Source organism: Pseudomonas azerbaijanoccidentalis (assembly GCF_019145495.1).
GTDB lineage: Bacteria > Pseudomonadota > Gammaproteobacteria > Pseudomonadales > Pseudomonadaceae > Aquipseudomonas > Aquipseudomonas azerbaijanoccidentalis.
In genome coordinates, this window is sequence record NZ_JAHSTU010000012.1 from 114,374 (window position 1) to 137,861 (window position 23,488).

Sequence of the window (23,488 nt, forward strand, 5' to 3'; positions counted from 1 at the left end):
GCCCAAGATCAGAAAGGATCTGAGATGACTGACCAACAGAACACTGCAGCTAGCGAAGAAGAAACCGCACCGCAATTCTCCTTGCAGCGCATCTACGTACGTGACTTGTCCTTCGAGGCCCCAAAAAGCCCGGCGATCTTCCGCCAGCAGTGGGAGCCGAGTGTCGGTCTGGATCTGAACACCCGCCAAAAGGCTCTGGAATCTGACTTCCACGAAGTCGTGCTGACCTTGTCGGTTACCGTGAAAAACGGTGACGAAGTGGCGTTCATCGCCGAAGTGCAACAGGCCGGTATCTTCCTGATCAAGAACCTGGACGACGCTTCGATGAGCCACACCCTGGGTGCGTTCTGCCCGAACATCCTGTTCCCGTACGCTCGCGAAACCCTGGACAGCCTGGTGACCCGCGGCTCGTTCCCGGCACTGATGCTGGCTCCGGTGAACTTCGACGCACTGTACGCGCAAGAGCTGCAACGCATGCAGGCGGCGGGCGAGACGCCGACCGTTCAGTAAAAACTTTGTTTGCTCCATGAAAAAAGCGCCTCTGAAGGCGCTTTTTTCATGGAGCAAACGAAACCTTCGAGTAGGCGCTGCCGAAGGCTGCGATCTTTTGATTTTGGTTTTTAAGATCAAAAGATCGCAGCCTTCGGCAGCTCCTACAAAGCGGGCGGTGTTATTTGAAGTCGTTTTGGCGCCAGGCTTCGTAAACGGCGACCGCGACGGTGTTGGACAGGTTCAGGCTGCGACAGCCTTCGCGCATTGGCAGGCGCAGGCGTTGTTCGGCGGGCAGGGCGTCCAGCACTTCGGCGGGCAAGCCCCGGCTTTCCGGGCCGAACAGGAACGCGTCGCCCGGGACGAAGCTGGCATCGTGGAAGGGCCGTGAACCCTTGGTGGTGAAGGCGAACACCCGCGGGTGACCGAGGCTTTCCAGGCAGCTGGCAAGGTCCGCATGGCGTTGCAGGGTGGCATACTCGTGGTAATCGAGGCCGGCCCGGCGCAGGCGCTTGTCGTCCATCTCGAAGCCCAGCGGTTCGATCAAATGCAGGTGGCAGCCACTGTTGGCGCACAGCCTGATAACGTTGCCGGTATTCGGCGGAATTTCTGGTTGGAAAAGGATGACGTGAAACATGCACGGCTCCGAAGGTAAAGATGAGCGGCATTCTACGCCGCAAGCCGACTCTCGTTCGAAACTATTCCCGCGCGTGATGATGTCGCTGGCCATTGTCGGGGTGATGGTGGGGCTGATGATCGGTCGCCTGACCACGCCCGACCCCAGCGTGCTGCAGCAAATCGACGTGACGAGCGAGGGTTTGGTGGTGTGGTTCAACAACGAGCCCAAGACCCACGGCGAGATCGTCGATGGCAGCGTCGCGTTGTTGTTCGAGGCGGAGGGCAAGGCACAGCAGGGTCAGCTCAAGCTGAACGACAAGAGCGTGAACTGGCGGGTGCGATTGAGTGATGGGGGGGTGTTGCTGACGATGGTGGCGGCCCGGCCCCTGCAGGGTGAGTGGGCCGGTAGCGAGGTCGATGACCGCTGGCGGTTGGAGATCCATCTCCGAGAGCAATAAAAGAGGGAATCCCCGGCCTGCCTGTACCAAGGTCCCCAAAACGGGAGGGTTCGCGCATTGCGTCGTGAACCCGGTGTAAAGAGGGAATCCCCGGCCTGCCTGTACCAAGGACCCCAAAACTGGGTGGGCTCGTCGCTTGTGCGGTGTGAGCCCGGTGTAAAGAGGGGAATCCCCGGCCTGCCTGTACCAAGGTCCCCGAAACTGGGTAGTGATCTGAATCACTGATGAGACTATTGCAGGGGGCGTGCCAGAATTAACAAGATGAAACAGAAAACTGTTATGAAACGCTGAAGGCCCCGGAGTACGGGGCTTTCGTGTTTTTTCGCCAAGCGTTCGAATACGAATGCCAGCGGGGGTTTGAATGGTTTTTTGTGCGCGATTGCGGTTCACCGTGCATTGCGGCGGTGCACAAGCAAAAAAAGATCGCAGCGTCCGGCAGCTCCTGCAGGCTTTTATGTATGCCTGTAGGAGCTGCCGAAGGCTGCGATCTTTTCGTGAGCAACTAAATTCGAAAGCCGGATTTAGCCCTCATCCCCCTCATCATCATCCCCGCCATCCACCTTCATCCCCAATTCCTTGATCTTGCGAGTCAGGGTGTTTCGCCCCCAACCCAGCAAAACGGCAGCATCGCGGCGGCGACCGGCGGTGTGCTTGAGGGCGGTTTCGATCATGATCCGCTCGAAGGCCGGAACGGCACTGTCCAGCAGGCTCGACTGACCGCGAGCCAATGCCTGGTCGGCCCACTGACGCAGCGCCTGTTCCCAATTGGTCACCGGCGCCGAATCCTGCGGCAGGCTCAGCAACTCAGGTGGCAAGTCACCGATATGCACTTCGCGGCCCGAAGCCATTACCGTGATCCAGCGGCAGGTGTTCTCCAGCTGACGCACGTTGCCTGGCCATGGCAGGTTTTTCAGGTATTCCTCGGTCTCGCTTTTCAGCAGCTTCGGCTCAACGGCCAATTCCTGCGCGGCGCGGCTGAGGAAGTGCTTGGCCAGAGTCGGGATGTCTTCTCGACGATCCGACAGGCGCGGGATGTGAATGCGGATCACATTGAGGCGGTGGAACAAGTCTTCACGGAATTTCCCGGCATGCACCAGGGTTTCCAGATTCTGGTGAGTCGCCGCGATGATCCGCACGTCCACCTTGACGGGCACATGACCGCCGACGCGGTAGAACTCGCCATCAGCCAGAACGCGCAGCAAGCGGGTCTGGGTGTCGGCCGGCATGTCGCCGATTTCATCGAGGAACAGCGTGCCGCCATCGGCTTGCTCGAAACGCCCGCGACGCAGGTTGGCCGCGCCAGTGAACGCGCCTTTTTCGTGGCCGAACAGTTCGGATTCCATCAGGTCTTTGGGGATCGCCGCCATGTTCAGCGCAATGAACGGCGACGCCGCACGAGGGCTGTGACGGTGCAGGGCGTGGGCCACCAGCTCTTTACCGGTACCGGATTCGCCGTTGATCAGCACGGTGATGTTGGAATGGCTCAAACGCCCGATGGCGCGAAACACTTCCTGCATCGCCGGCGCTTCGCCGATGATTTCCGGGGTGCGGGTCAGGGTCGGGGCGACTTCCAGGCCTTGTTGCTCCTGGGCGTGCTGGTTGGCGCGTTTGACCAGTGAAACCGCTTCATCGACGTCGAACGGCTTGGGCAGGTACTCGAAAGCGCCGCCCTGATAGGACGCGACAGCGCTGTCCAGATCGGAGTGCGCGGTCATGATAATCACCGGCAGCCGTGGGTGCTGTTCGCGAATCCGCGCCAGAAGGTCCAGGCCGCTGGCACCGGGCATGCGAATGTCGGAGATGATCACGTCTGGCTGCTGGCGTGCCAGGCGGCTCATCACGCCGTCGGCGCTGTCGAAGCTTTGCGTGGTCATGCCTTCCTGTTGCAAGGCTTTTTCCAGGACCCAACGGATAGAACGGTCGTCATCGACGATCCACACGGTTTCACTACGGCTCATGTCGATGTGGCTCCTTGTTCCAGTGGCAGAAAGATCGAGAACGTGGTGTGGCCGGGGTGGCTGTCACACTCGATCAGGCCCTGGTGCTGGCTGATGATGTTCTGGGTAATGGCCAGGCCGAGTCCGGTACCGTCCGGGCGTCCGCTGACCATGGGGAAGAAAATGGTTTCCTGAAGTTCCGCAGGAATGCCGGGGCCGTTGTCGATGATTTCGATCTTGGTCACCAGGCGATGGCGCACGTGGCCGATGGTGAACTGGCGCATGGCGCGGGTGCGCAGGCTGATGCGGCCCAGGCGCAGCTCGTTCTGGCTGCTGATGGCCTGCATGGCGTTGCGCACGATGTTCAGAACGGCCTGGATCATTTGTTCACGATCGATCAGAACGTCGGGAATGCTTGGGTCGTAGTCGCGCACCAAAGTAATGCAGCCCTGGCTTTCCGCCTCCACCAGGTGACAAACACGCTCCAGCACTTCATGGACGTTGCACATGGCCAGCGATGGCAGCTTGTTGGAACCGAGCATGCGATCGACCAGGTTGCGCAGGCGGTCGGCTTCTTCAATGATCACGTTGGTGTAATCGCGCAGGCTTTCTTCCGGCAGCTCACGGGCCAGCAATTGCGCCGCGCCACGAATGCCGCCCAGCGGATTCTTGATCTCGTGGGCGAGGCCGCGCACCAGCATCTTGCTGGTTTCCTGCTTCGACAGCTGGGCTTCTTCTTTGGTGATTCGCAGCAAGCGATCGCGAGGGTGCACTTCGAGCAGCAGCAACGTGTCGCCATTGCTCAGGATCGGCGTGACCGCGTAATCGACCGTCAGGGTCTGGCCGGTGAGGGCGGTGAGCATTGCTTCGCGCTTGGTGAACGGATGCGCTTGCTGGACCGCTTGTCGCAAGGAATTGAGCGCCTCGGTGGATTCGGTGAACAACTCGCTGATGAACTGCCCATGGCTGCGCTGGCCGCTAATGGCCAGGAGCATTTCCGCCGCAGGGTTCATGTACTCAAGGCGCAATTCGGCATCGAGCAGGATGGTCGCGGTGGTGAGGTTGTCGAGTAGCAAACGGTGGAGTGCGTCGCTAATGGTCATCGGGACCTCTTTTAGGGCAAAGCATGCGCAAGAAAAAAGCGCTGACGCGAGGAAAATGCAAAAACCAAACCAAGGCTCCGAAAAGAAGCGTTCAACGCCTGAAACGGGCGTTTGACGCTCGATTGCGTGGCGCTCTGCCAGCCTGGACGGGTAGTTTCGAACCAAAATGGGTTGGAATTTAGCGGCGGTGCAACCATTCGCACCAATATAGTGCGCAAACCTGAGCGACGTTAGAAGAACCGCAGGAACGGATTTTTTTCTTCGGCCGGTTTGTCGGCAAGTGGACATTCCGGCCGTTGACCGTAGTCCGGGAGAGCGCAGGGTTTGACCTTGCGCTTTTGCGCCAGCGACATGCGCTGCATGTGGAAGGGCTGATTGGCGGTGCGTTCGACGGTGCGGCCTTGTTCGTCGAGGATTTCCACAGACAGTTGGTGGGTGCCGCGATCGATGTTGGTCAGCGGGAACACCGGACTGATGCCAGGCTCTGCCGTAGGTTTGCCGTCTAGCAACAAGCGGTAACTATGGCCCTTTTGCAGGCCTGGCTCACTGGTAATGCTGACGATGATTTCGCCAGCGGTGCTGCGCACGGTGGCATCAGGCTCCGGTACCAGAACGCGTAGCAGGTCGTAGTGAAACAGAGGTTTTTGCTCGAATTTCTTTGCGGTGCCGGGCGACGCGGACGGTGCGGCGGACATTCGATTGCTGGTGGCCAGCGGCACGCGCTTGGCGTTGCCGGGTTTTGGCTGGTCGGTGAAAACCCGATTGCCCTGTGCATCGACGTAGGTAAAAACCTCTGCCGACGCAGGCAGCACAAACAACACGCCAATCAACAGCCAGGCCTTCAAGGCGTGTGCACTCGTTGCACGGTAAAGGTCACGCTGGGGCTTTGCTGGACCACGGTTTCGCCGTCGATCACCTGCACTGCCAGGCTGTGCAGGCCGCGGTCGATGTTCACCAGTTGCAGGATCGGGACGTTGACGGGCTGGCCGTAGGGTTGCTCGTCGAGCAACAGCCTGAACAGATGCGGGCCTTGCAGGCGCGGTTTGATCAGTACGTTGACGGTGAAGGTGCCGTTGTTGGCGCGCAGGGCTTCGGTGGTGGGCAGGCCGGTAAGTTCCAGTACTTCGTAGGCTTGGCGGGGCTGTTCGCTCGCAGCGTTTTGCGCAGATGGTGCAGGAGCTGCCTGGGGTTCGACGCTGTTGAGTGGTGGCAAGTCGACCGGTTGAGCCGTTACCCCATCAGGAGGCTGATTGCTGTACGCGGTGTTGCCGTTGGCGTCCGTGTACTTGTAGATCTGCGCTGCGGCGGGCAGGGCGATCAGCAACAGAAGAAAGAGAAAACTACGACCCATAAAATCAACCGGAAACGAAAGCGTAGGGTTGCAGCATAGGTCAGGGGCGGCGGTTGGCCTAGCGTGTTCATATTTGGGTACAGAAGATCAAAAGATCGCAGCCTTCGGCAGCTCCCACAGATGCATAACAATGTAGGAGCTGCCGAGGGCTGCGATCTTTTGATTTGTGATCATAAAAAAGGCCTCCCGAAGGAGGCCTCTTTTTGTCACGCCGCATGCGCAGGCGCTACCGGATTAGCAGCTGTAGTACAGCTCGTATTCCAGTGGGTGTACGAAGGTGCGTACTTTGATTTCTTCTTCGCTTTTCAGAGCGATGTAAGCGTCGATGAAGTCGTCGGAGAACACGCCGCCTTTGGTCAGGAACGCACGACCCTTGTCCAGCTCTTCCAGGGCTTCTTTCAGGCTGCCGCAAACTTGTGGGATCTCTTTCGCCTCTTCAGGCGGCAGGTCGTACAGGTTTTTGTCGGCTGCGTCGCCAGGGTGGATCTTGTTCTGGATACCGTCCAGGCCAGCCATCATCAGTGCTGCGAAGCACAGGTATGGGTTGGCAGCCGGATCCGGGAAGCGCGCTTCGATACGGCGGCCTTTCGGGCTCGACACGTAAGGAATACGGATCGAAGCGGAACGGTTACGGGCCGAGTAGGCCAGCATCACTGGAGCTTCGAAGCCTGGAACCAGGCGCTTGTAGGAGTTGGTAGCCGGGTTGGTGAAGCCGTTCAGGGCCTTACCGTGTTTGATGATGCCGCCGATGAAGTACAGAGCGGTATCGGACAGACCGGCATAGCCTTCGCCTGCGAAGGTGTTCTTGCCGTCTTTCCAGATGGACATGTGCACGTGCATGCCCGAGCCGTTGTCGCCGTACAGTGGCTTCGGCATGAAGGTCGCGGTGCGGCCGTAAGCGTCAGCAACGTTGTGTACAACGTACTTCAGGGTTTGGGTTTCGTCGGCTTTCTTCACCAGGGTGTTGAACTTGACGCCGATTTCGTTCTGGCCAGCAGTTGCCACTTCGTGGTGGTGAACTTCGACGGTCAGGCCCATTTCTTCCAGCGCGTTGCACATGGAGGTACGGATTTCGTGGTCGTGGTCGAACGGTGGAACCGGGAAGTAACCGCCTTTGACGCCTGGACGGTGGCCTTTGTTGCCGCCTTCCACATCCTGGTCGGACATCCACGAGCCTTGTTCAGAGTAGATCTTGAACATGGAGCCGGAGATGTCGGACTTGAACTTCACTTGGTCGAAGATGAAGAACTCTGGCTCCGGACCTGCGTACACAGTGTCGCCGATGGCGGTGGATTTGAGGTATTCCTCTGCGCGCTTGGCGATCGCGCGTGGGTCGCGGTCGTAGCCTTGCATGCTCGAAGGTTCGATGATGTCGCAGACCAGAATCAGGGTCGGCTCTTCAGTGAACGGGTCCAGTACGGCAGTGCTGTCGTCCGGCAGCAGGATCATGTCGGAGGCTTCGATGCCTTTCCAGCCAGCGATGGAGGAACCGTCGAACATCTTGCCGACTTCGAAGAAGTCTTCATCCAGCGCGTCGCGAGCCGGCATGGTCACGTGGTGCTGAGTGCCTTTGGTGTCCGTGAAGCGCAGATCAATCCACTTGACGTCATGATCTTTGATGAGTTGAACCGACTTCGACATAGTGTCCTCCGGGTGGCTTCGGGCTTAAGTAGTGGATGCCCTTAGAATGTGGGTGATGCCGGCGCGAATACTCTGCCAAGGCAACCTGCCTCACAAGGGAGCAAATTGCATGCCAGTGCCCCACCATGGGTTTTTTGCCCCAATTTCTCGCTTATAAAGGTGTAAAGCGCTTAAACGCGGAAATTCTCGCCCTACAATGTGGCGCTTAAAACGAAAAACGACCTGTTTTGGTGCGTGCAAAACCTTCTGCACATTAACTGGTTAAACCTTGAGCAATTTCCGCTATAATCCGCGCCCCCCTTTTTCGGCAGGCCCTGCGCGCGCTGTTTCCATGAAATTAATCGTAAAAGTCTTCCCCGAGATCACCATCAAGAGCCGCCCGGTACGGATGCGTTTCATCCGCCAATTGGCCAAGAACATCCGTGCCGTGCTCCGCGATCTGGACCCGGTTGTGGTGGTGAACGGCGTGTGGGACAACCTCGAGCTGGAAACCCGCGTCAGCGACCCCAAGGCCCTGAAGGAGATGGGCGAGCGCCTGAGCTGCATGCCGGGCATCGCGCACTTCCTGCAAATCGACGAATACCCGCTGGGCGATTTCGACGACATCGTTGAAAAGTGCAAGCAGCACTACGGCGATGCGCTGGCCGGGAAGATTTTTTCGGTGCGTTGCAAACGCGCCGGCAAGCACCCATTTAGCTCCATAGACATCGAAAAATATGTCGGCAGCCAGTTGCGCCGTCAGTGTGGCGCCGCCGGGATTGACCTGAAAAAGCCGGAAATCGAAGTCCGCATCGAAGTTCGCGACCAACGGTTGTTTGTGATCCACAGCCAGCACAACGGCATCGGCGGTTATCCGCTGGGTGCGTTGGAGCAGACGCTGGTATTGATGTCCGGTGGTTTCGACTCCACCGTCGCGGCCTACCAGATCATGCGTCGCGGCCTGATGGCGCATTTCTGCTTCTTCAATCTGGGCGGACGTGCCCACGAACTGGGCGTCATGGAAGTCGCGCATTTCATCTGGAAGAAGTACGGCAGCTCCCAACGCGTGTTATTTGTCAGTGTGCCGTTCGAGGAAGTGCTGGGAGAAATTCTCGGCAAAGTCGATAACAGTCATATGGGCGTAGTATTGAAGCGTATGATGTTGCGCGCTTCCTCGCAGATTGCTGACCGACTGCACATTGAAGCGCTGGTGACCGGTGAGGCGATCTCCCAGGTGTCGAGCCAGACATTGCCGAACCTGAACGTGATTGACTGCGTGACCGACAAACTGGTCTTGCGTCCGCTCATCGCCAGCCACAAGCAGGACATCATCGACCTGGCCAACGAGATCGGCACCGCCGATTTCGCCCGGCACATGCCGGAATACTGCGGCGTCATTTCGGTCAATCCGAAGACCGCAGCCAAGCGCCATCGCGTCGAGCATGAAGAGAAAGAATTCGACATGGCGGTACTCGAGCGTGCGCTCGAAAACGCCAAACTGGTGCCGATCGATCGCGTGATCGACGAATTGGGCCAGGATTTGCAAATTGAAGAAGTCGGCGAAGCGCTGGCTGGTCAGATCGTCATCGACATCCGTCACCCGGATGCCGCTGAAGACGACCCGCTGGACCTTGCTGGCATCGAGGTACAAACGATGCCGTTTTATGCACTGAACGCTCGTTTCAAGGAACTGGACCCTACTCGCCAGTACCTGCTTTATTGCGACAAAGGCGTGATGAGTCGCCTGCATGCCCACCATTTGCTCAGTGAGGGGCATGCCAATGTGCGCGTTTATCGACCGAGCTAAGTGCCCGGGGCTGTTTGCCTGTGGCTTGCGTCACCGGCCCCCCGACGCCGCCGTCAAGCTGTAACGGCAAGGCCTGACTCTACTGTAAATCGCTGCCAAGACTTGTCAGCGCACCGAATCCTCTGATCGAGATACACAAGTGATCGAAAATCTACGCAACATCGCCATCATTGCTCACGTTGACCATGGTAAAACCACCCTGGTAGACAAACTCCTGCGTCAATCCGGCACCCTGGAGCGCAACGAGCTCAACGACGAGCGCGTGATGGACTCCAACGACCAGGAAAAAGAGCGCGGTATTACCATTCTGGCGAAAAACACCGCCATCAACTGGAACGGCTACCACATCAACATCGTGGACACCCCGGGCCACGCCGACTTCGGCGGCGAAGTTGAACGCGTAATGTCGATGGTTGACTCCGTTCTGCTGCTGGTTGACGCTCAAGACGGCCCTATGCCGCAAACCCGTTTCGTGACCAAGAAGGCTTTCGAAGCCGGCCTGCGTCCGATCGTGTGCATCAACAAGGTTGACCGTCCAGGCGCGCGTCCGGACTGGGTTCTGGACCAGATCTTCGACCTGTTCGACAACCTGGGTGCCACCGAAGAACAGCTGGACTTCAAAGTCGTCTACGCCTCGGCCCTGAACGGTATTGCCGGTCTGGACCACACCGAAATGGCTGAAGACATGACCCCGCTGTACCAGTCGATCGTCGACAACGTACCAGCGCCGGCTGTTGACCGTGACGGTCCGTTCCAGATGCAAATCTCCGCACTGGACTACAACAGCTTCCTGGGTGTTATCGGTGTTGGCCGTATCGCTCGTGGTCGCGTCAAGCCGAACACTCCGGTTGTCGCTATCGGCGCCGACGGCAAGAAGCGTAACGGTCGTATCCTGAAGCTGATGGGTCACCACGGTCTGCACCGTGTAGACGTTGAAGAAGCTGCTGCAGGCGACATCGTGTGCATCAGCGGTATGGACTCGCTGTTCATCTCCGACACCCTGTGCCACCCGGACACCGTTGAAGCGATGAAGCCGTTGACCGTCGACGAGCCAACCGTTTCCATGACCTTCCAGGTAAACGACTCGCCATTCTGCGGTAAAGAAGGCAAGTTCGTGACCTCCCGTAACATCAAGGAGCGTCTGGACAAAGAGCTGCTGTACAACGTTGCACTGCGCGTTGAAGAAGGCGACTCGGCTGACAAGTTCAAGGTTTCCGGCCGTGGCGAACTGCACCTCTCGGTACTGATCGAAACCATGCGTCGCGAAGGCTTCGAAATGGCTGTAGGCCGTCCGGAAGTGATCATCCGTCTGGTTGACGGCGTGAAGCACGAACCGTTCGAAAACGTCACCATCGACCTGCCGGAAGAATCCCAAGGCAAGGTGATGGAAGAGATGGGCCTGCGTAAAGGCGACCTGACCAACATGGTGCCGGATGGCAAAGGCCGTGTACGTCTGGAATACAACATCCCTGCTCGTGGTCTGATCGGTTTCCGTAACCAGTTCCTGACCCTGACCAACGGTGCTGGCATCCTGACCTCGATCTTCGACCGTTACGACGCGATGAAGTCCGGCGACATGTCCGGCCGTCAGAACGGCGTTCTGGTTTCGGTTGAAACCGGCAAGGCTCTGACCTACTCCCTGGAAACCCTGCAGGCGCGTGGCAAGCTGTTCGTAGAACACGGTCAGGAAATCTACAACGGTCAGATCGTTGGTCTGAACAGCCGTGACAACGACCTGGGCGTTAACCCTACCAAGGGCAAGAAGCTCGACAACATGCGTGCTTCGGGTAAAGACGAAACCATCGCTCTGGTTCCACCTGTTCGCTTCACCCTGGAACAGGCTCTGGAATTCATCCAGGACGACGAGCTGTGCGAAGTGACTCCTAAGTCCATCCGTCTTCGCAAGAAGATCCTGGACGAAAGCGAGCGTACCCGCGCTGCCAAGAAAGCCAAGGCATAAGATTTAGCCCGGCTTAACGAAAACGCCCCCGGTCGAAAGGCCGGGGGCGTTTTTGTTTGTCTGAAGCCATAAAAAAGATCGCAGCCTTCGGCAGCTCCTACAAAAGCACAGTCGTGCGCGTTTCTGTAGGAGCTGCCGAAGGCTGCGATCTTTTCAGGCTTAAAACTTTTCTAAGGTCCGGCGGCTGCTGCTCTCGCGCACCACTTCCTTCGGCTTGTACGCACAATACCCTGGCCGTGGGCCGATTTTCGGGTGGTTGCGGCAAGTATCCGGGCGCTTTTCATAAATAGTGCACAGACGGCTCTTACGATCCAGGTACAGGCAATCGTTGTTGCTCATGCGCTGGAGGGTGAAGATGCCTGACTTCTGATTGAAGCGCTCAACCAAACCTTCCTTTTGCAGGCGTTTGGCGATGTTCTTCGGCGGGTCGCCCATCTCGAATTCATCGACCACACCGATACGGATCAGATCCTTGATCTTGACCTCGACCGGCAGGGTGCAGCAGCTGGACATGCACGAACCGCACATCGGGGCAGAATATTTTGCCCAGGTATCGAGTCGGTCGATCTCCGCGGCGGCGATCAGGTTGGGCTTCATCATCGGTTGTTACCAGGCGTGTGCATCAGGGCGCGCGATCATACCGGGACTGGTGGATTTTTGAACAACCTTTCGCCAGATTTTTTCTTCGTCGCCGGGCAAACCGCTAATCCGGCACGGCCCCTGCATTGATTCCGGCCGACGACAATGTATTGCCGACCCGATTCGCACTTCCAGGAAAAACTGCCGAACCAGAGCCTCTACCGCCTGTCAGACCGTCTAGGCTCAGACAACTCAAAGCTCGCTCGAGGTCCTATCGATGACTCAAGAACCACTTGTTCGCGAAGCAGAGGTGGCCGCATTCCGCGACGCCGTCTTGACCAAACTCACCTACGCGGTGGGCAAAGACCCGGATCACGCCTTCGACCACGACTGGTTCGAGGCCATTGCCCTGGCGGCGCGCGATCACATGGTCGAGCACTGGATGGACCACACGCGGCAGATTTACCGCAAAGGACAAAAGCGGGTTTATTACCTCTCCCTGGAATTTCTCATCGGTCGGCTGCTGTACGACAGCCTGAGCAACCTCGGCTTGCTCGACGTCGCGCGTGAAGCCCTGACCGAACTCGGCGTCGACCTCGAACGCATCCGCCTGCTGGAACCCGATGCGGCACTGGGCAACGGGGGCCTCGGACGTCTGGCGGCGTGCTTCATGGAAAGCATGTCGACCCTGGGCATCGCCGGGCATGGCTACGGCATTCGTTATGAGCACGGCTTGTTCCGTCAGGCGATTGTCGATGGCTGGCAGCAGGAACAAACCGAACACTGGCTGGATTTCGGTAACCCGTGGGAATTCGAACGCCCGGAAGTGGTGTATCCGATCGGCTTTGGCGGTAGCGTCGAGACGGTGACCGACGAGGCGGGCAAATCCAAGCAAGTCTGGCATCCGGCGGAAACCGTGCGGGCGATTGCCTACGACACGCCGGTAGTCGGCTGGCGAGGCGCGAGCGTGAACACCCTGCGACTGTGGCGTGCACGGGCCATGGAAGATTTGCACCTCGAACGCTTCAACGCCGGTGACCACTTGGGTGCAGTGGCGGAAGTGGCTCGGGCCGAGAGTATCTCCCGCGTGCTCTATCCAGCGGACAGCACCGAAGCCGGGCAGGAACTGCGCCTGCGCCAGGAATATTTTTTCGTCGCCGCATCCCTGCAGGATTTGCTGCGCCGCCATCGCAACATGCACACCTCGGTACTGACCCTGGGTGATCATGCGGCGATCCAGCTCAATGACACTCACCCATCGATTGCCGTCGCCGAACTGATGCGCCAATTGGTCGACGTCTACGATGTCGCGTGGGATGCCGCGTGGCAGGTAACCGTCGATACGCTTTCCTACACCAACCACACCTTGCTGCCCGAGGCGCTGGAAACCTGGCCGGTGGGTTTGATGGAGCGCATGTTGCCACGGCACATGCAGATCATTTACCTGATCAACGCCCAGCACATCGATTCGCTGCGCGCCAAAGGCATTCATGATTTCGACGTGCTGCGCGCGGTCTCGTTGATCGAAGAAGACAACGGCCGCCGGGTGCGCATGGGCAATCTGGCGTTCCTGGGTTCCCATAGCGTCAACGGCGTGTCCGGGTTGCACACGCAACTGATGCGCAAAACGGTGTTCTCCGAGCTGCACAAACTCTATCCGGAGCGGATCAACAACAAGACCAACGGCATCACCTTCCGCCGCTGGCTCTACCAGGCCAACTCTGAGCTGACCTCGATGCTGGTCGATGCCCTCGGTCCGGACCTGTTGGACAATCCCGAGGAACGCTTGCTTGACCTTGAGCCGTTCGCCGAGAAGACCGCGTTTCGCAAGGCGTTCGCCGAGCAGCGTCTGCACAGCAAGAAAGCTTTGGCGTATCTGATTCACGAGCGGTTGGGCGTGGCGGTCAATCCGGCAGCGATGTTCGATGTGCAGGTAAAACGCATCCACGAGTACAAACGCCAGTTACTCAACCTGATGCACACGGTGGCGTTGTACCAGGCGATCCGCGCCGAGCCGGAAATCGATTGGGTGCCGCGGGTGAAGATTTTCGCCGGTAAAGCGGCGGCCAGTTATCACCAGGCCAAGCTGATCATCAAGTTGACCAACGACATCGCCCGGGTGGTGAACAACGACCCGACCGTGCGCGGCTTGCTCAAAGTGGTGTTCCTGCCCAACTACAACGTCAGCCTGGCGGAAAGCATTATTCCGGCGGCGGACCTGTCCGAGCAGATCTCCACCGCCGGTTTCGAAGCATCGGGCACCAGCAACATGAAATTCGGCCTCAACGGTGCGCTGACCATCGGCACGCTGGACGGCGCCAACGTGGAAATGTGCGAACGCATCGGTGCCGAGCACATGTTCATCTTTGGTCTCAGTGCGCAGCAGGTTGAAGCGCGCAAGCAGAACCATGAGTTCAGCGCGGTACCGGACATTGCCGCGTCCCATCGTCTGAACGATGTGCTGCAAGCGATTCGTGGCGGGGTGTTCTCGCCGGATGACCCGTCGCGTTACACCGGACTGATCGATTCGCTGGTGGACTACGACCGCTTCCTGGTCTGCGCCGATTTCGATTCCTACTGGAGCGCGCAAATGCGCGTCGAAGCCCATTGGCACGACTCCAAGGAGTGGTGGCGTTCGGCAGTGTTGAATACTTCGCGCATGGGCTGGTTCTCGTCAGACCGGACGATTCGTGAGTACGCCACGGATATCTGGAAGGCTTTGGAGTAAGTCTTCGGTCGGATCGATATACTGACGCGCCGGAAAAGATCGCAGCCTTCGGCAGCTCCTACAGGAACGCGTATTAAAGCGCTTTCGCAGGAGCTGCCGAAGGCTGCGATCTTTTGGCTGTGGCTACGCTAATCTTTCTGGATTGCGCTCAAGGATATCGACCATGCAATGGATGTTGATGCTGATTGGCCTGGTGCTGGGCTGGATACTCGACGAGTCATTCAGCGATGCGCTGCTGGGGGCGTTGCTTGGTCTGGCGATCGGCCAGGCCATTCGCGTCGGCCGCTTGGCTTCGCACGCCGACTCGCAGCGTCGTTTGCTTGAGCAGGCGCAGGTGACCTTGCATGCCGTCGAGCAACGGCTGGCCGTGCTGGAGCTGTCGGGCGTCAAGGCACCTGAAGTCAGTGAACCGGTTATCAGCGTCCCTGACAGCGTGGTCGCACAAAGCCCTGCCGAGCCGATCGAACTGGTTTGGGAGCTTCCCCCCGAACTCGAACCCGTCGCCGCCACCGAAGCCCGTCATCCGCCATCGTTCGATGCGTGGAATCCGGAGCCAGTCGCCCGCGAGCCTCAACAACCTGCGCCTTCCCAAGGCCCTAACTTCATCGAACGCGCCATCAATGGCGCCCGTGCCTGGCTGTTCGGTGGCAACACCGTGTTGCGGGTCGGCGTGGTGCTGTTGTTTCTTGGCCTGGCGTTCCTGCTGCGCTATGCGACTGAAGGCATCGTGGTGCCCATCGAGTTGCGCTATGCCGGTGTGGCGGCGGCAGCGCTGGGGCTGCTTGGCCTGGGTTGGTGGTTGCGAAGCCGTAACAACAATTACGCCTTGATGCTGCAGGGCGCCGGGGTCGCGGTGCTGTACCTGACGGTGTTTGCAGCAATGCGTTTGCATCCGCTGCTCGACCCTTCGGCGGCATTTGGGTTGCTGGTGGCGGTCACGGTGTTCTCGGCGATTCTCGCCATTACCCAGGATTCGCTCGGGCTGGCCGCCGCGGCGGCGTTGGGAGGCTTTGCTGCCCCCATTCTGGCGTCTACCGGTGGCGGTAGCCACGTTGCGTTGTTCAGCTATTTCGCTTTGCTCAACGCCGGCATCCTGGCTATCGCTTGGTTCAAGGCCTGGCGAATGCTCAACGTGATCGGCTTCGTCGGCACGTTCGGCATTGGTTTCGCCTGGGGGGCTCGCACTTACACGCCGGAGCTGTTGTGGAGTACCGAGCCGTTTCTGATTCTGTTCTTCCTGATGTACCTGGCCATCGGTCTGCTGTTCGCTCGGCGCAAGTTAATGGAAATGGGCGATGCGCCCGTCGATGGTGACCGCGATGCATTCCTGCAATGGTCGGCGCGCAAGGGCGACTACGTTGACGGCACACTGCTTTTCGGTCCGCCGCTAGTGGGCTTCGGCTTGCAGTTCGCGTTGGTGCAACACCTGGAATTCGCCGCTGCGTTCAGTGCCTTGGCGCTGGGCATCCTCTACATGGGCCTGGCCCGCCTGTTGTTCGTCGGGCGCACTTTGCTGCTGGCGGAAACTTGTCTGGCCTTGGGCGTGATCTTCACCAGCCTGGCGATTCCACTGGGGCTCGACGCCCGCTGGACGACTGCGGCATGGGCGGTGGAGGGCGCCGGGATTTTCTGGCTGGGCTTGCGTCAGCAACGACCGTTGGCCCGGGCATTTGCTCTGCTGCTGCAATTGGGCTCGGCACTGACGTTTCTCAGCGAACTGGGCGATGGCCAGAACAGCCTGCTTGACGGTGCGCCGTTAGGGGCGTTGCTGCTCGGCGTCGCGTTGTTGTTCAGTTTCTACCAGTTGCACAGAGCACTTCCCGAGCAGATTTCACCGTGGGAGCGCAAAGGCGCCCCGGTGTTGGCCTGTCTTGGCCTGTCGTTCCTTTATCTGCTGGCGCCGCTGTTTTTCTTCACCCATGGCACGACGATCAGTTGGGCATTGGCCGGGCTGTTCACGTTGTTTGTCGGCCTGCGCCTGCCATCGCGCAGCTTTGTGTTCACTGCGATGGCTGTGCAGTGGCTGGGCGGTGTGTTGTTCCTGGTGGCCGCGCCGCTGTTCAACGAGGAATTACGTCCATTGGCCCATGGCGGTTTCTGGACGCCACTGGTACTCGGTTTGACGGGGTTGGTCGGGGCCTGGCGCTTGCAGTTCAGCCACTCTGCCACCGGGTTTGATCAACTGACGCTGCAACGCTTGTCTCAGGCATTGCTGGTGTGGGGCGCGGGTTGGTGGGCGCTGGCGTGGGTCAGCGAAGTGCTGCGTTTTGCCCCGATGGCCCTGCAAGCAACGTTGTTGCTGACCGCCGCGGCGCTGAGCGTTGCCCTGTGGGCGGTGCTGGCGTTGCGTCTGAAGTGGTCATCACTGGCTCTGCTTTGCACCTTACTGACGCCCGCTGCCGGCCTGATTTTGCTCGCTGCGTGGCACTCGCGTTATCACCCGGCCGCCAATTTCGGTTGGCTGGCGTGGGCGGCGCTGTTCACTGTGCACTTCATTTCACTGCGCCGCTTGGCGCCGATGCTGTCGGCGTGGGCGCTGAGTGCCGCCCATGTGCTCGGTTGCTGGCTGCTGATCGGGGTGCTGGCCCTGGAGTTGCGTTATGGCCTGTTGCTGTTGTCTGAGCACTACAACGCGTGGCGCTGGCTGGGTTGGGCGATTTTGCCGAGCCTGTACCTGGTGCTGATGGCCGCGCCGCGAAACTGGCCATGGCCGGTTTCGGACTATTCCCGCGAGTACCGCCTCTATGCCGCCGCGCCTTTGGCCTTGTTGATGCTGGGCTGGTTCTGGCTGGCCAACACGTTCAGTGACGGCATGGCCGAGCCGCTGCCCTACGTGCCGCTGATCAATCCGTTGGAGCTGGGTTTGTTGTTTGCGTTGTTCGGCGTTTACGTCTGGTCACGCAGCGCGGTGACGCAAATGGAGGTCCGCCAGGATTACGCCACCCAGGCCACACAAATGATCGCTGGCGTCTCACTGTTCGTGTTCTTTACTGCACTGGTGATGCGCGCGGCACACCATTGGGGCGGTGTGCCGTTCGAGCTCGATGTGTTGCTCGAATCGATGCTGGTGCAGGCCGGACTGTCGATCGTGTGGACGTTGATCGCCTTGAGCCTGATGATCGGCGGCCATTTGCGTCATCGGCGCGAAGTCTGGCTGATCGGCGCGGCGCTGATCGGTGTGGTGGTGGCGAAACTGTTCTTTGTCGAATTGAGTAACCGTGGCGGGCTGGCGCGGATCGTGTCGTTTATCGGCGTTGGTGTGCTGCTATTGGTGGTGGGCTACTTTGCCCCGTTGCCGCCCAAGCGTGCTGAAGCTGCTGCGGATACCGGGAAACCGGCCCCGCAAACCGGAGGAGTGTCGTCTTGAGTCAGAAGCTGAACCTGAGTTGGTTGGGCGTGGTTGCCATGGGGATGGCACTGTCGGCCGGTGCCCAGGAAAAACTTGCGGACTTCACCACGCAAGTGCCGCTGGCTGTCAGTGGCGAAGGTCCGTGGTATCGCCTTGAGTTGCCCTTGGCCGTGCAACTGAATGCCCGGCAAACCGACCTGAGCGATGTACGTGTGTTCAACGCCGATGGCGAGCCACAGGCCTATGCGCTGGCACGGGCCACTCCGTCAGCGGAAGACGGCCGCACGCTGACCGACGTCAAATGGTTCCCGCTGTACAGCTCGGCAGACGCCACCGAACACGCGCCGAGCGTGAGGGTGCAGTCGACCGCCAACGGCACACTGGTCGAAGTGCAACCCTCCAGCCAGTTGGAGGCGGGCGAGGAAGAATTGCGGGGCTGGCTGCTCGATGCCAGTGCGATCAAGGCGCCGTTGCAGCAATTGATTCTCGACTGGACCAGCGAGCGCGACGGCTTCCAGCGTTTTACCATCGAGGCCAGCGACGATTTGCAGCATTGGCAGGCGTGGGGAGAAGGGCAGGTCGCGCGGCTGACCTTTGCCGATGAGCGGGTCGAACAACATGAAGTCGGATTGCCGGGGCAGTCGGCGCGCTACTTGCGGTTGCTCTGGGAGACACCGCAATCAGCACCGATCCTGACGTCGGCGCAACTGCAAAGCAGCCGCAGCCTGCCTCTGCCTTTGGTCTGGTCGCAAGCGTTGGCCGGTAGCAGCGTCAAGGCCGGTGAATACACCTGGCAATTGCCAATGGGCGTGAACGTTGAGCGGGTGCAAGTCGAACTGAGCCAGCCCAACAGTCTGGCGCCGGTCACGTTGTCTGGTCGCCGGGAAAGCAGCCTGCCGTGGCAACCTTTGAGCAGTGGTTTGCTTTATCGCCTGACGCAGAGTGGTCAGGACGTGGTGCAAAACGAGTTGCAGCTGTCGGGTCAAACCGTGCAGCAATTGAAACTGACCGTGGACGAGCGCGGCGGTGGCTTGGGCGCGCAGGCACCTTTCATGAAGTTTGCCGTACGGGCAACGCATCTGGTGTTCCTGGCACGCGGGCCGGGGCCGTATACCCTGGCGCTGGGCAACTCGACGGTGAAGGCGGCAAACCTGCCTTTGTCGACACTGATACCGGATTACAACGCGGCGAAGCTCTCCACGCTGGGCAAGGCTTCGGTTGATGGCGGCGTGGTGACGGCCTCGACCACGGCAGCCGTACCGGTAGCGGTGAGCACCGACTGGAAGAAATTCGGCCTGTGGGCGGTGTTGCTGCTCAGTGTGTTGTTCTTGGCTGCGATGGCGTTCAGTCTGCTGCGCAAACCGCCGGTCAAACCTTGAAGTCCGGTGGCTACGCACCCGATCGCTGGCAAGCCAGCTCCCACAGGTACTGCGGCGTCCCTGTGGGAGCTGGCTTGCCAGCGATGACGTCGGAACTGACACTGAATTATCGAAACTGCCATTTATCGGCACCCCACATCCGGCCCATTTCCTACTACGCTGAACCCCGCGCATGAACTCTCTTCAGCCGATCACGTCTGATAGGAGGAAATGCGCCCCGACTCGCGTTAAACTGCGCGGGTTTTTAGCCCCCCCCATTCCTCCGGAGCCTTCCATGTCCCGCGTTACCTTGAGTCGCTATTTGATTGAGCAGACCCGTAGCAACAACACTCCTGCCGATCTGCGCTTCCTGATCGAAGTGGTGGCGCGTGCTTGCAAGGAAATCAACCACGCCGTGTCCAAAGGCGCCCTCGGCGGCGTTCTGGGCAGCATGGGCACTGAAAACGTTCAGGGCGAAGTGCAGAAGAAGCTCGACGTGATCTCCAACGAGATCCTGCTCGAAGCCAACGAGTGGGGCGGTCACCTGGCCGGCATGGCGTCCGAAGAAATGGACAACGCCTACCAGATCCCGGGCAAATACCCGAAAGGCGCGTACCTGCTGGTATTCGACCCGTTGGACGGTTCGTCGAACATCGACATCAACGCCCCGGTCGGCACGATCTTCTCGGTACTGCGTTGCCCGAACGAGTACCTGAGCCAGAACGAACCTTTGAATGAAAAGGCTTTCCTGCAGCCAGGCACCCAGCAAGTGGCCGCCGGTTACGCGATCTACGGTCCACAGACCATGCTGATCCTGACCCTGGGCGACGGCGTCAAAGGCTTCACCCTGGACCGTGAAATGGGCAGCTTCGTCCTGACCCACGAAAACATCACCATTCCTGAAGCCACCCAGGAATTTGCCATCAACGCCTCCAACCAGCGTCACTGGGAAGCTCCGGTGCAGCGCTACGTCGGCGAGCTGTTGGCAGGCGATGAAGGTCCGCTGAAGAAGAACTACAACATGCGTTGGGTTGCCGCGATGGTCGCCGACGTGCACCGCATCCTGACCCGTGGCGGTCTGTTCATGTACCCACGCGACAGCCGTGAGCCGTCGAAGCCGGGCAAACTGCGCCTGATGTACGAAGCCAACCCGATGTCGTTCCTGGTGGAACAAGCGGGCGGCGCGTCCACCGACGGTCACCAGCGTATCCTCGACATTCAACCGGAAGGCCTGCACCAGCGCGTGGCGGTGTTCCTCGGTTCGAAAGAAGAAGTGGCCCGCGTCACGGCTTACCACAAGGAATAAACCATGACCGCGCCCTGGCAGCCGTTGCTCGAATGGTGGTTCGGTACAGCCGAAACCTCCAGGGCAATCGCGGCTGACAAGGGCAAGTTGTGGTTCGGCAAGCGCGACAGCCAGGACCTCGAAGCGCGCGAGCGTTTCGGGGACTGGGTCGAGCAGGCACTGGCCGGCGGATTGACCGAATGGGCGCAACGCCCCGAAGGTTGGCTGGCACTGGTGCTGTTGCTCGATCAACTCCCGCGAATGATCTTTCGCGATTCTCCCAAATCCTTTTCCGGTGATCTCAGGGCGCAAGCGCTGGTGGCGCAAGGCATTGCTGCGGATTTCGATCGGCAATTGCAGCCAATCCAGCGCGTGTTCATCTATCTGGTGCTTGAGCATTGCGAGCACCTGGCGGTGCAGAACGAATGCATCTCGCGTTACATCGACCTGCTGGCGCAACAGCCGGAGGAGGATAGGGCGCTGTTTGCCGATTACCTGGATTACGCCGAGAAGCATCAGAAAGTGATCGCGCAATTCGGGCGGTTTCCGCATCGCAATGCGGTGTTGGGCAGGGAGTCTACGGCTGAAGAATTGGTGTTTCTGTCGAAACCGGGTTCACGGTTTTAGTCTTTTGGGGCGGCTGATGCCGCCATCGCCAGCAGGCTGGCTCCCACATTTGATCTGTGGCGTTCACAAATCCCCTGTGGGAGCTAGCCTGCTAGCGATTGTGCCAGTGGCAGCACCTTAGATCCTGAAACTACCCACCAACTGCTTCAACCGCGCCGCCTGCTGTTCAAGATCCGCACACGCACGCAAGGTCGCCTGCAAGTTCTCCACACCTTCCTGGTTCAATGTGTTGATCTCGGTGATGTCGACGTTGATCGATTCCACCACGGCTGTTTGCTCTTCAGTGGCCGTGGCCACCGACTGGTTCATGCCGTCGATCTCACCGATGCGCTGGGTCACGCTGCCCAGGCGTTCACCGGCCTGGTTGGCAATGCCGACGCTGCTTTCGCTCTGGCGCTGGCTGTCGGTCATGATGCCCACCGCTGCGCGCGCACCGACTTGCAACTCTTCAATCATCGTTTGCACTTGCTGCGCGGAATCTTGCGTGCGGTGCGCGAGGTTGCGTACTTCGTCGGCAACCACCGCGAAACCGCGCCCGGCTTCACCCGCTCGTGCAGCTTCGATGGCGGCGTTGAGCGCCAGCAGGTTGGTTTGCTGAGAGATGCTGGTGATCACTTCCAGAATCTGCCCGATGTTCACCGTGTTGCTGTTGAGCGTCTCGATGTTGCCGCACGAATCGCTGATCTTGGCCGACAGCTGTTGCATCGCCGCGATGGTTTTATCCACCACTTGCTGGCCGTCTTCGGCCAGACTGCGGGCATCGCTGGAGTGCTGCGAGGCGAGGGCGGCGTTCTGGGCGATTTCCTGGGCGGCGGCACCGAGCTGGTTGATCGCCGCGGCAACGCTGCTGGTGCGCGAGGCTTGTTGGTCGGAGTTGTACATCGACGAGTTGGAGGCTGCTACAACCCGCAGGGCGACTTCGTTGACCTGGCCGGTGGCCGAGGACACTTCGATGATGGAGGTGTGAATGCGTTCGACGAAACGGTTGAACGACAGGCCCAGCGCGCCGAACTCGTCGTGGCCGTGAATGGTCAGCCGTTTGGTCAGGTCACCTTCGCCTTCGGCGATGTCGTGCATGGCGCGGCCCATGGTCAGCAACGGCTGCATCAACAGGCTGATCAGCATGCCCAGCAGCGCGATGATGATCACCACGGCAATCACCATGGCGATGATTGCCGAGGTGCGGAATTCACTGAGCATCGAGAACGCCGTGTCCTGGTCGAGCACCAGTGCCACGTACCAATCCGCCGACGGTACACCGTTGACGTGAGTAAAGGAGATGAACTGGCGCTTGCCGTCGATCTCGACCTCTTTCATGCCCGGGCTGACTTTTGGCGCACCGTTGGGATAAGCCTCGGTCAGGTTCTTGAGTACCAGTTTGCTGTCCGGGTGGATCAGGATCTTGCCGTCGGCACCGACAATGAACGCATGGCCGTGACCGCCAAAATTCAGTGAGTTGATGATCGCACTGACGCTGGACAGGTCGATGTCCGCACCGGCGACACCGATCATTTGCCCTTGGCGCTGCACCGGAGTGGCCACGGTGATTACCAGTTTGCCGGACGAAGCGGCGATGTACGGTTCGGTGACGATGGTCTGTTGCGCACTGTTGGCCGCCTTGTACCAGCCCCGGGCGCGTGGGTCGTAGTCTGGCGCGCGGTTGCCGGCCGGGACCGAGAACATCACACCGTCGGCGCCACCGAAGTAGCTCAGCTGGAAGTTGCCGGTGTAGGCGGGCAAATCGATGATGCGTTTAAGGCTAGGGGTCGCATTGCCATCGGCACTGACCTGCTGGGCCATCGATTGCAGCAACTGCATGCGGCTTTCCAGCCAGGTCTGGATGTTGCTGGTGGTCAGGCTGCCGAGTTCCTGCATCGACGCGTCTGTGCTGCTGCGCAAGGTTTGCCGTTGGCGATAGTCGTTGAACAGGATGAAACAAGCGAATGCGACGGCCACCACGAGGGCGGCAGCCAGCAAAATCTTGTGGCTGAACTTCATGTTTCGGGTCATTGGATGAGCTACCGCAGAAAATCTGGTCAACAAAGGGGGGCAATGGCCACGGACGTGGCTTTGCGTTGCATTTGTGTCGACTGGGCGGCACCAAAGATTAGGCGGATTTGCGCAAATCCGACGAAATACTCAATAGCCATGCAAAGTGCTTGATTTTCCGGGCAAGGGCAGACGAGCGGCCCAACAAATAGGCACTCGGGCAGGGAACC

Annotated in this window: 17 protein-coding genes and 1 pseudogene; 9 read left to right on the top strand and 9 right to left on the bottom strand. The window is 59.5% G+C overall.

Annotation, left to right across the window (positions count from 1 at the left end; genetic code table 11):
* The first annotated feature begins 24 nt into the window (after positions 1 to 24).
* A complete protein-coding gene (secB, locus tag KVG88_RS29015) occupies positions 25 to 510 on the top strand; it encodes a protein-export chaperone SecB (protein ID WP_150702707.1) in 486 nt (161 codons plus the stop codon).
* A 160-nt stretch (positions 511 to 670) separates the two neighbouring features.
* Here the strand turns inward: secB and KVG88_RS29020 are convergent, their stop codons facing one another.
* Positions 671 to 1,126 (bottom strand): tRNA (cytidine(34)-2'-O)-methyltransferase, encoded by a 456-nt coding sequence (locus KVG88_RS29020; protein ID WP_046815276.1) that lies wholly within the window; start codon positions 1,124 to 1,126, stop codon positions 671 to 673.
* Between KVG88_RS29020 and KVG88_RS29025 the strand changes: the two genes are divergently transcribed.
* Entirely contained in the window at positions 1,125 to 1,565 is a 441-nt protein-coding gene (locus KVG88_RS29025) for a hypothetical protein (RefSeq protein WP_217873420.1), read from the top strand. The two genes, KVG88_RS29020 and KVG88_RS29025, sit on opposite strands and share 2 nt — an antisense overlap.
* A gap of 521 nt (positions 1,566 to 2,086) precedes the next feature.
* On the opposite strand, the gene ntrC is transcribed toward KVG88_RS29025, so the two are convergent.
* The 5 genes from ntrC to glnA form a co-directional block, all read right to left on the bottom strand.
* Entirely contained in the window at positions 2,087 to 3,523 is a 1,437-nt protein-coding gene (gene ntrC / locus KVG88_RS29030) for a nitrogen regulation protein NR(I) (protein WP_056852210.1), read from the bottom strand.
* Positions 3,520 to 4,605 (bottom strand): nitrogen regulation protein NR(II), encoded by a 1,086-nt coding sequence (gene glnL, locus KVG88_RS29035; RefSeq protein WP_056852211.1) that lies wholly within the window; start codon positions 4,603 to 4,605, stop codon positions 3,520 to 3,522. The genes ntrC and glnL overlap by 4 nt, the downstream gene beginning before the upstream one ends.
* 230 nt (positions 4,606 to 4,835) lie before the next feature.
* Positions 4,836 to 5,450, bottom strand: a complete 615-nt coding sequence (locus tag KVG88_RS29040) for a DUF4124 domain-containing protein (protein WP_217873421.1) — start codon at positions 5,448 to 5,450, stop codon at positions 4,836 to 4,838.
* Entirely contained in the window at positions 5,447 to 5,956 is a 510-nt protein-coding gene (locus tag KVG88_RS29045; protein ID WP_217873422.1) for a DUF4124 domain-containing protein, read from the bottom strand. Before KVG88_RS29045 ends, KVG88_RS29040 begins: the two co-directional genes overlap by 4 nt.
* A gap of 234 nt (positions 5,957 to 6,190) precedes the next feature.
* The gene (glnA, locus tag KVG88_RS29050) at positions 6,191 to 7,597 is read right to left on the bottom strand and encodes a type I glutamate--ammonia ligase (protein WP_008028021.1); all 1,407 of its coding nucleotides are present in this window, start codon (positions 7,595 to 7,597) and stop codon (positions 6,191 to 6,193) included.
* Between the two features lie 331 nt (positions 7,598 to 7,928).
* On the opposite strand from glnA, the gene thiI reads away from it, so the two are divergent.
* Entirely contained in the window at positions 7,929 to 9,383 is a 1,455-nt protein-coding gene (gene thiI / locus KVG88_RS29055; RefSeq protein ID WP_217873423.1) for a tRNA uracil 4-sulfurtransferase ThiI, read from the top strand.
* Positions 9,384 to 9,522: 139 nt separating this feature from the next.
* Positions 9,523 to 11,343: a translational GTPase TypA gene (gene typA / locus KVG88_RS29060; protein ID WP_150703365.1), complete on the top strand. Its 1,821-nt coding sequence runs from the start codon at positions 9,523 to 9,525 to the stop codon at positions 11,341 to 11,343.
* Between the two features lie 159 nt (positions 11,344 to 11,502).
* On the opposite strand, the gene KVG88_RS29065 is transcribed toward typA, so the two are convergent.
* The gene (locus KVG88_RS29065) at positions 11,503 to 11,943 is read right to left on the bottom strand and encodes a YkgJ family cysteine cluster protein (protein ID WP_150703366.1); all 441 of its coding nucleotides are present in this window, start codon (positions 11,941 to 11,943) and stop codon (positions 11,503 to 11,505) included.
* A 256-nt stretch (positions 11,944 to 12,199) separates the two neighbouring features.
* Here KVG88_RS29065 and KVG88_RS29070 point away from each other — a divergent pair, with 256 nt between their 5' ends.
* From KVG88_RS29070 to KVG88_RS29090, 5 genes are all read left to right on the top strand, one after another.
* Complete coding sequence (locus tag KVG88_RS29070; RefSeq protein ID WP_150703367.1) at positions 12,200 to 14,650, top strand: glycogen/starch/alpha-glucan phosphorylase; 2,451 nt, start codon at positions 12,200 to 12,202, stop codon at positions 14,648 to 14,650.
* Positions 14,651 to 14,813: 163 nt separating this feature from the next.
* On the top strand, positions 14,814 to 18,017 hold the full coding sequence (locus tag KVG88_RS29075) for a DUF2339 domain-containing protein (RefSeq protein ID WP_217873424.1): 3,204 nt from the start codon (positions 14,814 to 14,816) through the stop codon (positions 18,015 to 18,017).
* On the top strand, positions 18,014 to 19,378 hold the full coding sequence (locus KVG88_RS29080) for a DUF3999 domain-containing protein (protein ID WP_217873425.1): 1,365 nt from the start codon (positions 18,014 to 18,016) through the stop codon (positions 19,376 to 19,378). Before KVG88_RS29075 ends, KVG88_RS29080 begins: the two co-directional genes overlap by 4 nt.
* Positions 19,379 to 19,652: 274 nt before the next feature.
* Entirely contained in the window at positions 19,653 to 20,663 is a 1,011-nt protein-coding gene (locus KVG88_RS29085) for a class 1 fructose-bisphosphatase (protein ID WP_015093094.1), read from the top strand.
* 3 nt (positions 20,664 to 20,666) lie between these two features.
* On the top strand, positions 20,667 to 21,269 hold the full coding sequence (locus KVG88_RS29090; protein ID WP_217873426.1) for a DUF924 family protein: 603 nt from the start codon (positions 20,667 to 20,669) through the stop codon (positions 21,267 to 21,269).
* A gap of 117 nt (positions 21,270 to 21,386) precedes the next feature.
* Here KVG88_RS29090 and KVG88_RS31445 read toward each other — a convergent pair whose 3' ends face one another.
* Together KVG88_RS31445 and KVG88_RS31450 are read right to left on the bottom strand one after the other, a co-directional pair.
* A complete protein-coding gene (locus KVG88_RS31445; protein WP_371317842.1) occupies positions 21,387 to 22,151 on the bottom strand; it encodes a methyl-accepting chemotaxis protein in 765 nt (254 codons plus the stop codon).
* Between the two features lie 93 nt (positions 22,152 to 22,244).
* Positions 22,245 to 23,279 (bottom strand): annotated as a pseudogene (locus KVG88_RS31450) (HAMP domain-containing protein); the annotation flags it as partial.
* Positions 23,280 to 23,488 lie beyond the last annotated feature (209 nt).